General features: G+C 60.5%; 10 protein-coding genes. All 10 read left to right on the top strand.

Going from position 1 to position 10,780, the window contains the following annotated elements; translation table 11 throughout:
* Window positions 1–219: 219 nt before the first annotated feature.
* The 10 genes from RBR25_RS09700 to RBR25_RS09655 all read left to right on the top strand — a co-directional run bounded on the left by RBR25_RS09700 (window position 220) and on the right by RBR25_RS09655 (window position 10,758).
* On the top strand, window positions 220–1,005 hold the full coding sequence (locus RBR25_RS09700; RefSeq protein ID WP_432819355.1) for an IclR family transcriptional regulator: 786 nt from the start codon (window positions 220–222) through the stop codon (window positions 1,003–1,005).
* Between the two features lie 47 nt (window positions 1,006–1,052).
* Entirely contained in the window at window positions 1,053–1,379 is a 327-nt protein-coding gene (locus RBR25_RS09695) for a DUF4212 domain-containing protein (protein ID WP_432819354.1), read from the top strand.
* On the top strand, window positions 1,376–3,076 hold the full coding sequence (locus RBR25_RS09690; RefSeq protein ID WP_432819353.1) for a VC_2705 family sodium/solute symporter: 1,701 nt from the start codon (window positions 1,376–1,378) through the stop codon (window positions 3,074–3,076). The genes RBR25_RS09695 and RBR25_RS09690 overlap by 4 nt, the downstream gene beginning before the upstream one ends.
* Complete coding sequence (locus tag RBR25_RS09685; protein ID WP_432819352.1) at window positions 3,033–3,320, top strand: hypothetical protein; 288 nt, start codon at window positions 3,033–3,035, stop codon at window positions 3,318–3,320. Before RBR25_RS09690 ends, RBR25_RS09685 begins: the two co-directional genes overlap by 44 nt.
* A 297-nt stretch (window positions 3,321–3,617) precedes the next feature.
* Complete coding sequence (locus tag RBR25_RS09680) at window positions 3,618–5,531, top strand: putative nucleotidyltransferase substrate binding domain-containing protein (protein WP_432819351.1); 1,914 nt, start codon at window positions 3,618–3,620, stop codon at window positions 5,529–5,531.
* 127 nt (window positions 5,532–5,658) lie between these two features.
* Window positions 5,659–6,099 carry an SH3 domain-containing protein gene (locus tag RBR25_RS09675; protein ID WP_432819350.1) on the top strand — a complete coding sequence of 147 codons (441 nt, stop codon included), beginning with the start codon at window positions 5,659–5,661 and terminating at the stop codon, window positions 6,097–6,099.
* A gap of 195 nt (window positions 6,100–6,294) precedes the next feature.
* Window positions 6,295–7,533, top strand: a complete 1,239-nt coding sequence (locus RBR25_RS09670; protein WP_432819349.1) for an efflux RND transporter periplasmic adaptor subunit — start codon at window positions 6,295–6,297, stop codon at window positions 7,531–7,533.
* Window positions 7,530–8,213: an ABC transporter ATP-binding protein gene (locus RBR25_RS09665; protein WP_432819348.1), complete on the top strand. Its 684-nt coding sequence runs from the start codon at window positions 7,530–7,532 to the stop codon at window positions 8,211–8,213. The genes RBR25_RS09670 and RBR25_RS09665 overlap by 4 nt, the downstream gene beginning before the upstream one ends.
* Window positions 8,188–9,438, top strand: coding sequence for an ABC transporter permease (locus RBR25_RS09660; protein WP_432819347.1), 1,251 nt, complete (start codon window positions 8,188–8,190; stop codon window positions 9,436–9,438). Before RBR25_RS09665 ends, RBR25_RS09660 begins: the two co-directional genes overlap by 26 nt.
* Before the next feature lie 96 nt (window positions 9,439–9,534).
* Entirely contained in the window at window positions 9,535–10,758 is a 1,224-nt protein-coding gene (locus RBR25_RS09655) for an ABC transporter permease (protein ID WP_432819346.1), read from the top strand.
* Window positions 10,759–10,780: the final 22 nt, after the last annotated feature.

Genomic DNA, 10,780 nt, shown 5'->3' with positions numbered 1-10,780 from the left:
CCCCAGGGAGGAGCGCGGTTCTCCTGAGAGGTCTTTGCGCACCCCTCGAACAAGGCGTGCAGAGTTTACAAAAATGACATAAAGACCGTGTCAAGAACTTTTTTCAAATTTCGTGCTGAATAGTTACACGAAAAATAAAGTTGACACAAATAAAACGCCGTATTATTTTTCAAGGCAAATGTCCGGTCAACAGTAACCGCCCGAGAAGGGAGGCACCCCTTGCCCAGCCGCGAGAAAGAAACTTATTCCATTCAGTCAGTGGAGAACGCGCTCAATGTTCTTGAGGCGCTCTGCGATGACGATGACGAGGTCAGAATCTCCCGTCTCAGTGAAAAACTCGGCATGAACAAAACCAGCGTTTTCAGGCTGTTGGCCACCTTCGAAAGTCGTGGGTATGTCGAGCGGGAAGAGCTTTCGGGGAAATACCGGCTGGGTATCGCCGCTTACGAAATGGGGCAGAAATTTCTCTCGCGCATGAGCCTGCTGAAAAAAGCCCGCCCGGTCATGGAGCAGCTGGTCCGGGAATGTAACGAGGCGGTCTATCTGGCGGTTCGGCGCGATGACGACCTGCTCTTTCTGGATGCCGTTGACACCCCCTTGCAGGTCAAAATCGTCTCACTGGTGGGCAAACGGTATCCGCTGGCCCTCTCCGCAGCCGGCCAAATCCTGCTGGCCGGCGCCTGGCTCCAAGAGGAAGCCGGTCCCGAACGCAAACACCGTCCGACGCAAGATCCCGGCCTGGCCGATGAAACACTTCGGGAAATTCTCAAACAGGGGTTCTGCGTCGGCACTGAGGCCCTGGGCGAAGGCGTGACTTGCCTAGCCGTGCCTCTGCTCAATCTCCACGGCGAAACCGTCGCCAGCCTCGCCATGATTGGCCCGGATTTCCGCATGAACCCGGCCTTGATCGAAGCGGAATTCCTTCCCCGGCTCAAGGACGCCGGCCAGATCATCTCCTCCAAACTGGGCTATCTCGGCCCACATGCCAGTAAAAATCTTTACTGAAACGCCTTTTCCATCTATAGTTAGGCGTCTCCCCCATGAGGATGAGAATGGCCATCAAGAAGCGCGTGTACGTCAACTTTTTTCGGCCTTCGACGCCGAGCATGAAGGCGGAAGCGCGCATTACCAGCATCGTCATAGTGCTCTGGGCGATCCTTAGTTACGGCATTCCATTGCTCATCTATCTGGTCGGGCTGGGTGATCCCAGCGGATCCGGCGAATCGTTTATCACCCGTAGCCGGTTTCTCGGTTTTCCACTTCATTACTGGCTGATCGCCCAAGGCTGCACTGTAGGCTACGTTCTGCTGTGCAAGCTTTACTGCACGCTATGGGACAAGAGAGTAGCCCGCGGGAATCCCCGGAGGAAATCCCTTTGAACAGAACTTCGTTGATTCTCTGCCTGACCCTGGCCGCGATCTGCGGCTTGGCCGTCAACCTCTTTGCTGCGGCGGGAGAAGAAATCTACCAAGTCGAGCAGGGATTCAAGCTGATTCCGGCGGTCATAATGATCACCATGCTCTGCGTTTACGTCGGCGTCGGTTTTCTTTCAAAAGTGTCCGACACCTCGGGGTACTGGGTTGCCAGCCAAGAGATCGGCAAATTCGGCAACGGCGCCGCCATCGCCTCGGACTGGATGTCCGCCGCCTCGTTCATGGGGGTAGCCGGGCTGCTCTACCTCAAGGGGTGGTTCGGCCTCGGCTACATCATCGGCTGGACCGGCGGCTACGTGCTGCTGCTCTGCCTGATCACCGCCCAGCTGCGGCGTTTCGGCAAATACACCATCCCCGAATTTCTCGGCGACCGTTTCGACTGCCATGTGGTACGGCTCCTCGCCGCCTCGGTCACGGTCATCATCACCATCACCTACGCCGCCGCCCAGTTCAAGGGCATCGGACTGATCTGCGGCTGGATCTTCGGCATGAGCTACACCGCCAGCGTCTTCTTCGCCGCCGGAGTCGTCACCGCCTACATGCTTGTCTCGGGGATGGCCGGGGTCACCCGCAATCAGCAGCTTCAGTACGTGGTGCTGATCTCGGCCTTCATGATCCCCCTCTGGGTGCTCATCAAAAAGGCTGGCGGCGCCGGTATCCTGCCTCAACTGGAATACGGCCCGATCCTTTCCGGACTCATGGAGGGTAGCGTCGCCGGTCCTCCGCTGAGTCCCGAGGAAGCCCTGGAGTTGCGCCGGACCTTTCTCCCTTGGGGGATGGGCAACTTCTACCAGTTTATCGCCCTAGTCTTTACCCTGATGGTCGGCACCGCCGGATTGCCGCACATCATGATCCGCTTCTACACCGTAAAGAACGAGGACATCGCCCGCAAATCCGTGCTCTGGGGGCTATTCTTCATCGGCCTGCTCTACTGGTCGTCGCCGGTCTACGCAGTGCTCGGCAAATTCTGGAATCCGAACGGCGGACCGACCGTCGCCGACGTCATCATCCTTTCCGCTCCGGAGCGGGCCAATCTCGGCATCGCCTACATCGGCTACCTCGCCTCAGGAGCCATGGCCGCTGGCCTTTCCACCCTCGCCGGGCTGCTCATGACCGGCGCCTCAGCCATCGCCCACGACTGGTACGCCACGGTACTGCGTCCCGAATGCACCGACAAGCAGGCGCTGATGGTAGGACGTATCTTCACCGCCATTATCTGCATCATCGTCATCGTCATCGCCCTCAAGCCGCCGGCCCTCATCGCCCAAATCGTCGCCATGGCCTTCGCCATCGCCGGCAACACAATCTTTCCCGTGGTCGTCCTCGGCATCTGGTACTCAAAATCCAATAAATACGGCGCGATGGCCAGCATGATCTGGGGGTTCGGCATGACCCTCATGGCCATGGTCGGTTGGATTCTCGGCATTGAGTTCTTCGGACCCGAGGGGCTGATGCCGGCCACCTCGTCGGCGCTCATCGTTTGCCCGATCGCCTTCTTACTCAACATCATCGTTTCCAACGTCATGGCGGAGAAGGTAACGGAAGAGACGGCGGACAGAAGCGACAACATTCTGCGTAAGCTTCACAATCTCCCGGGAAATGCCGCCGAACCAAGAAATAAAAACGTCGCGTTTTTCCACTAGAGCTTTTCCGCTGCCCGCTCCCGGCGCCCAAAAGCAAGTCCGTCATGTTCAAGTTGCTCAACCGCAAACGTTCGGCCATGCCCTTCGCATGTTGGGCATCACCCTGATGGGGGTCGATCTGATGATGACGCAGAATTTTTTCACCCACATCGGTGAATTGATGGCGGCCAGTTCGTCCTGCTTTTTTCTGGGCCTGGTTTGCGACCGCGACCCGAAGAGCAAGTCCGGCGAAACGAATGATTGACGGTCTTTTTCACGTCGGGCGCCGTCGGAAAACCATTTGCCACGCTAGGCATTCAAGGCTAGGAGTTTTTCGGACTTTCCCGAATTTTAAAAAATCGACATCCACAATTCCTCTGTAACGGGACTTCTTGTTCGGCGAAGGACCCACCGTGTTCATTTTTGACTAATCTGGGCCAAAAACACTTCAAGACCGACAGACTGCTAGGATTAATTGAAGAGTTACCAGCCCAGGCCCGTCCTGACGGCGCCTTCCCGCGGATTGCCGAAACGACTCGGCCATTACCTCTAGGATAGACCGATGCCCCTTATCAAACATCTAAAAGAAACGGAACCGTTCCGCCACCTGCCGGATTCCATCCGCGACGAAATCTGCGCGTCGGCCGTCCTGAAGAAGTTCCCCGGCGGAACCTACATCTTCAAGCAGCACGATCCGTCCACCGGATTTCTTTATGTAATCAAGGAGGGCCTGATCGAAATCACCGTGCTCGCTCCCGGCGGGCAAGAGATGGTGGTCGATTTCCGCAACGAAGGGTCCTTCTTCGGCGGCACCCCGATTTTTACCGAGGAGCCCTATAGCGGCGGAGCGCGCACCGTCAACCCCACGGATTGCTATTTGATCCCCGAAGCCATCCTGAAACGAACCGCGCTCGAGTATCCGCAGATCAGCGACTACTTCACGCGCATTATCCACTCCCGCATCCGCAAACTTTATAAAGATCTTGTCGCGGACCAGACCCAGCAAGCCCTGACCCACGTGGAGGCCTACCCGTTCAAAAAGCGGCTCTCCGAAATAATGACCTCTCCGGTGGAAGCCTGCGCCCCCACAGAAACCGTTCGCGAAGTAGCTAAACACCTAACCAAAAGCCAGATCAGCGCCTTACTGGTGGTCAACCCCAATAACATACCCCTGGGGATCATCACCGAACGCGACTTGGTGGCAAACGCCTTGGCGCTTGATACCGGCAATCCCGACATCCTGACCGCCGCCGATGTCATGAGCCCGCAACCCCTTTCCATGCCCCCTTCGACCTACATGTATGAGGCCATGGCTTACATGCTCAATCACCAGATCCGCCACCTCCCGGTGGTGGACAACGGCAAGGCCGTCGGCATCGTGACCGTGCGTGACCTGATGCGCTTCCGCAGCCAAAAAGCGATGCTGCTGGTCGGCAACATCCGCGAGGAAACCTCGCTGGAAGGACTGGCCGCCATCCGCCGGGAACTCGTAACCGTCGCCCGATCCCTCCTTTCGGAAACCCGCCGGACCCCCGAAGTCATGGAAATCCTCTCCTACCTTCACCACGGCATTATCCGCCGGGGGTATGACATCTGCATGGAGCAGATGCTGGCCGAGGGCTATCTCCCCCCCAATATCCGTTACTGTTTTATGATCATGGGTAGCGGCGGGCGCCGGGAGATGCTGCTCAACCCGGATCAGGACAACGGGTTTATTTACGAGGACTTCCCCGATGACCGATTGCCGGAAGTCGAGGCGTTCTTCATCCCCTTCGCCGAAAAGATCGTCAGTGCACTGCACCGAATCGGCTACCCGCTGTGTCACGGCAAGGTCATGGCCAACAACCCCAGTTGGCGCGGACGGGTGCAAGACTGGGACGCGAGGATCAGCGGCTGGATCAACACCCCGGAGCCGCACAAGGTGCGCTACTCGTCGATCCTCTTCGACTTTGCCCCAATCGCCGGCGATGCTAGCCTGACCAAAAGCCTGCATGATATTATCGATCGGGGAATCAGCGAATTTCAGGTTTTTCTCTACCACATGATGTCTCTCGACCTGCGCTACAAGGTGCCCGTCGGCATGCTTGGCCGTTTTCTACTGGAGAAGAACGGGGATCACAAGGGCGAGTTGTCAATCAAGCAGGGCGGCATTATCTATATCGTCGATTGCATCCGCATGTTCGCTCTCGAAAAGGGGATGCACGAACTGACCACCCTCGACCGCCTCAAGGGCTTGGTCAATCGTAACGTCTTTTCCCCGGAAACCGCCGAGCACATCCAAGCCTCCTTTGAAGCCCTGTCCTTTCTGCGTCTTCGCAATGAAATCGCGTGCATCGACGCGGGCAAGTCGCCGAGTCACTACCTCAACCCGTATCTCCTGTCGAAAAGCGAGCAGGATCTGCTGCGCGAAGCCTTCAACGCCGTGATCAAGCTGCAGGAGGCGACCAAACGCCACTTCGCCCGTACCCCCTTCTGAAAAGCAGGCACCGGCACGGTGCGGACACAAGGTTCGCACGGCGAAAAATCCTTGAACCCCTCCGAGGACCGATGTTAGATTAGTCCGGATAAACTACCGCAAAACACATCCATTCTTGGGAGGAACAATGAAAATCGCCGTACTCGTCTTTACCTTGTTGATGCTGGCCGTGCCTCCGCTTTTCGCCGAGATGGTCACCGTGACCGTCGCCCAGGCCGAACTGCGGGACAAGCCCGCCGTAAGCGGCTCCGAGGTCGTCGCCATCCTGCCCTTCGCCACCCCCCTGGAGGTTCGGAAAACCGAGGACCGTTATCTTGAAGTCCAGGATTTCAAGGGAGCCGTCGGCTGGATTCACAACACCCTGGTCGACAAAACTCCGGCGGTGGTCATCAAAAAGGATAACGTCAACGTCCGCAAGGGTCCGGGGACCGAGCATCCTGTCGCCTTCCGGGGCATGGGCGGCGAAAGTTACCAGGTTCTTGAAGAGCAGGGGGACTGGGTACGAATCGGCGGGCAGGAGGAAGAACGTAGCGGCTGGATCGCCAAGAGCTTGGTCTGGGGGCTCTGATCCCCGATCGCGGGTAAGGAATTTACGGCGGGCCGCTTTCGGTAAAGCGGCCCGCCGACGTTTTGTGCAGTTTCGAATCAGGGGTTCGACGGTTTCCTTCCCGGGCAAACTCTGCTAAAGATAGAAAAATAAAAACCGGCCGCCCGCGAGACCTTCATCGTCGTCTACTCCCTCGCCACAAAGGTTCTTCCATCCATGAAAAAAACCATCGCCCTGATTCTTGTCCTCGGTGCCCTGGCCGGCGCCTTCTGGTGGTGGAAAGCCACTCACAAAAAAGAAGAAATCCGGATCCTGGCCACGGAAAAGGTCGAGCGGGGAACGGTCCGCAAGGTGTTGGAAGAGACCGGCATCATCAAGTCCCAGGTCGGCGGTATCGTCAAAATCGGCGCCCGCGCCACCGGGGTCATCGACCGCATGCTGGTCAAGGTCGGCGACCGGGTCGAAGCCGGGCAACTGGTGGCGAGCATCGACAGCCGCGAACTGGTGGCCCAGGCCGACGAAGCCCGCGCCCGACTCGCCTCTCTGCGCGCCGAGCGGGAGCGTATCGCCCGGGTCTATCCCTTACGCATCGCCGAGGCCGAGGCGGAACTGGAACTGGCCGTTGCCCGCGCCGACTACTCGCAAAACAATTATCGGCGTCAGCAGACTTTGGTCGCGGAGCGAGTCATCTCCCAGGACGAGCTGGAGAGAGCCCGGCAACAGGCGGAGATCGACGCCGGCCAGACGCGCTCGCGGCGAGCGGCCCTCGACCGGGAGCGGCAGGAATTCGACCAGGAGTCGCGCAAGGCGCAGTTGGCGGTAAGCCAGGCCGAAGCGGCGCTGGCGGCGCTGGAGATTCGCATCTCCTACACCGCGGTGGAGAGTTCCCTTTCCGGCGTCGTCAGCCAAGTCACCGCCCAGGAGGGCGAGACTATCGTTGCCGGCTTGCAGGTCGCCAACCTAGTCACGGTCATCGACCCCACCCGTCTGGAGATGTGGGTCTATGTGGATGAAACCGACGTCGGCCAGGCCAAGCCCGGGCAGCGGGTAGAATTCAAGGTCGACGCCTATCCGGACAAAACCTTCGCGGGACAGGTCGCCACCATCTACCCCGAACCGGAAATCCGCGACAATATCGTCTACTACCGGGCGCTGGTGGAAATCGACCGCGAGCAGGCGGAGATGCTGCGTCCGGAGATGACCACCCAGGTACGCATCGTCGTCGAAGAGAAGCAGAACGTACCGCGTCTGCCCAACGCCGCCATCAAGTGGGTGAACGGCGCCCAGGTCGTCTTCATCAAGCAGGCAACGGGCGGAGTGCGCCAGGTCACGCCGAAACTGGGGCTGGCCGGCCTCGGCCACACGGAAATCCTCGAAGGACCCGCCGCTGGGGATGAAGTCGCCACCCGGGTCGAGCTCCCTGATCAAGCGCCAGCCAGAAAGAAAAAACCGTGACCGCCGGGGACACCGTCATCCGCCTCGCGGATATCGGCAAAAGCTTCAGTCAGGGGGGCGCCCCCGTCGAGGTGCTCAAGGGAATCTCTCTGGATATCGCCGTGGGTGAGTTCATCGCCCTGCTCGGCACCTCGGGCTCGGGCAAATCGACCCTCATGCACATCCTCGGCCTGCTCGACCGACCGTCGGCCGGCAGTTACCTGCTCAACGGGCAGGATGTGGCGCAACTGGCCGACGACCACCTGAGCGAACTGCGCAATCGGATGATCGGCTTCATCTTCCAGTCCTTCTATCTCATTCCCTATGTCTCGGCGCGGGAGAATGTCATGCTGCCGGGTCTCTACGGCCACACGGCGGGTCGCAGACTCAGGGCCCGCGCCGAGGAACTGCTGGCCTTGGTCGGCCTCGCCGACCGCATGGATTTCAAACCCAGCCAGCTCTCCGGCGGGCAGCAGCAGCGGGTGGCCATCGCCCGGGCGCTGGTCAACGATCCCCAGGTGCTGCTGGCCGACGAACCGACCGGTCAGCTCGATTCCAAAACCAGCGTCGAGATTCTCGAACTGCTCAGTGACATCAACCGCCAGGGGCGCACGGTGATTCTCGTCACCCACGACCAGCAGACCGCCGCCTACGCCAAACGCCGGATTGTTCTCGATGACGGCCGCATCCGCAATTCTTGATCGCCTGCGCCTAAGCGGGCGCATTCTGCGCATGGCCCTGGTCGCGGTCTGGGCCTATCGGCTGCGCAGCTGTTTCGTTATCCTCGGCGTCGGTCTCGGCATCGCCTCGCTGACCGTCATTGTTGCCGCCATCGACGGCGCCGAGCGCAAAGCCTACGAAATTGTCGACACCTTCGGGCCCGACGCGATCTTCGTCATCGGCGGCGATATCCACAACCGCGCCGTCGGCCAGCGTTTCGACACCCTCACCTACGCCGATGTCGAGGCGCTGCGCCAGTCGCTGCCGGGAGCCTACCTGGTGGTACCGATGCGCTCCGAGCACAACCTGCCGGTCCGTTTCGAACGGAACAAGATCCAGGTTTCCGCCATCGTCGGCGCCACCGAAGGCTACGCCCAGGTCTGGAACTGGCCCCTCGCCGAAGGACGGGACTTCACCGCCGAGGATATCGCCCAGGGGGCCAAGATCTGCCTGATCGGCGACACCCCGGCGCAAGAGCTCTTCGGCGACGACTCCCCCTTGGGACAGACGATCTTCATCGACAAGCTGCCGGTACAGATCGTCGGCCGCCTCATCTATCGCGGCACCCCCACCGGCGGCGGCACTCCCGTCGACGAACGCATCATCCTTCCCCTCTCGACCCTGACCCAGCGTTTCAACCTCGACCGTAAATATTTCCGTGCCCTGCGGGTGAAAGTTTCATCGACGGAGAATATGGCCTTCCAGGTCGAAAACCTGCGTTCCCTGCTGCGCCACCGACATGGCCTCGAAGAGGGAGAACCCGACAATTTCAGCCTGCTGACCGCCGACGAAATCCTCAAGTTTCTCTCCATGTTCAAGGGCGGGCTGCTGGTCTTTCTCGGTCTCACCGCCACCGTCGCCGTCCTGGTCGGCGGCTTCGTCCTCGCCAACCTCTTTTACCTGAGCGTCGACGAACGCAAGGCGGAAATCGGCCTGAAGAAAGCTCTCGGTGCCCGTAACGGCGCGGTGCTGGCGCAGTTTCTGGCCGAAGCGGTGATTCTCACCCTGCTCGGCGCCCTGCTCGGCATGACCCTCGGCATGGGCCTGGCGAAGCTGCTGGAAAAACTGGAAATCCTGGAGATCCTTTTCTCCTGGAAGGTCTTCACCTGGTCGACCCTTTCCGCCGTCGCCATCGGCATCCTCTTCGGCCTGCGCCCGGCCCGCCGGGCGGCGGCGATGGTACCGATCGAGGTGCTGAAAGGATAAATTTTCGTAGGGGCACCCACAAGGGGCCGCCCCTACCGTACCCATAAAAATCCAGGCGAACCCGAGGTTCGCCCCTACACCAATCACTGGTTCCCCATGCCGCTGAGTCTCAAAATCGCCCTCTCTTCCCTGCGCGCCCATCGCCTGCGTACCCTGCTGGCGATGATCGGCGTACTCCTCGGCGCCCTGGCGCTGACCGGTGTGCAGCACGTCTCCAAGGCGATGCTGGAGAAGACCGAGGTAGAAACGGCCAAGCTCGGCAGCAATCTTTTCATCGCCCAGAGCGGCCAGCTCGCCTTTCGTCGGGACGGAACGGCGCGCAGTCGTAACGAGGCCCGCAATTTCACCCTCGCCGACGCCCGGGCGCTGATAGGGGGGATCCCCTCGGTGCGCCGGGGCGTCCCCTTCATCACCCAGACCATGCCGATTCGCCTCGGCGACAACAAGATTCCCTCGCAGGTGGTGGCGACGACCGACACCTATCCCGAGGTGCGCAACTTCCGCCCTGAGCACGGCCGCTTCTTCAGCACCGCCGAACAAGAGGCGCGGGCGCGGGTGGTGGTGCTCGGCGCCAAGATCGCCGAACGCCTCTTCGGCTCGGCGGAGAAGGCCCTCGGCGAGCAGGTCTTCTTCTTCCGCGCCGGCGTCCGGGTGATCGGGGTGATGGAGAGCAAGGGGGCGGACATTTCCGGCACCGACCAGGATGAACAGGTCTTCGTTCCCTTGAGCACCTTCATGCGACGCATGGCCAACCAGAACTGGATCAGCGGTGTCTATCTGCAACTCGACCACCCCGATGCCCATGTCACGGCGCGTCCGGCGGCGGAGGCGATCCTGCGGGCACGCCACAGTATCGGCCCAGGCAAAGAGGACGACTTCTCGCTGCTGACCGCCAAGGACACCATGAAGGTGCAGCAGCAAGCCCTCGATCTGGTCGGCACCCTCGGCCTGATCAGCTCGTCGATCTCCTTCGCCGTCGGCGGCCTCGGTATCCTCTCGATCATGGTCCTGCTGGTGCGCACCCGCCGCCTGGAGATCGGCGTACGCCGGGCGGTCGGGGCGCAGCGGCTCGACATCGTCCGCCAGTTCATGCTGGAAGCGGCGCTGATGTCGGGGAGCGGTGGCGGGGTCGGCGTGCTGCTGGCGCTGGTCTTGGTGGTGGTCGTCTGCCGCCTCGGCAACATGCCCCTGGTGATCGATCCCCTGCTCATCGCCGGCTCCCTCGGCGGCTCAGTGCTGCTGGGGCTGGCCGCTGGCGCCTACCCGGCCTGGCAGGCGGCGCATATCGAAATCCTCGACGTACTGAAAAATCAGGAGTGACCCGGAACGGAACAATCCCCCG

This window comes from Trichloromonas sp. (genome assembly GCF_034006665.1).
Classification (GTDB): Bacteria; Desulfobacterota; Desulfuromonadia; order Desulfuromonadales; family Trichloromonadaceae; genus Trichloromonas.
This window is presented reverse-complemented; position numbering and strand designations above follow the sequence as displayed.

Excerpts from the sequence above, each read along its gene's own strand:
- RBR25_RS09695 (WP_432819354.1), top strand. The coding sequence starts at position 1,053 with ATGGCCATCAAGAAGCGCGTGTACGTCAACTTTTTTCGGCCTTCGACG.
- RBR25_RS09685 (WP_432819352.1), top strand. The coding sequence starts at position 3,033 with ATGCCGCCGAACCAAGAAATAAAAACGTCGCGTTTTTCCACTAGAGCT.
- RBR25_RS09680 (WP_432819351.1), top strand. The coding sequence starts at position 3,618 with ATGCCCCTTATCAAACATCTAAAAGAAACGGAACCGTTCCGCCACCTG.
- RBR25_RS09675 (WP_432819350.1), top strand. The coding sequence starts at position 5,659 with ATGAAAATCGCCGTACTCGTCTTTACCTTGTTGATGCTGGCCGTGCCT.
- RBR25_RS09670 (WP_432819349.1), top strand. The coding sequence starts at position 6,295 with ATGAAAAAAACCATCGCCCTGATTCTTGTCCTCGGTGCCCTGGCCGGC.
- RBR25_RS09660 (WP_432819347.1), top strand. The coding sequence starts at position 8,188 with ATGACGGCCGCATCCGCAATTCTTGATCGCCTGCGCCTAAGCGGGCGC.
- RBR25_RS09655 (WP_432819346.1), top strand. The coding sequence starts at position 9,535 with ATGCCGCTGAGTCTCAAAATCGCCCTCTCTTCCCTGCGCGCCCATCGC.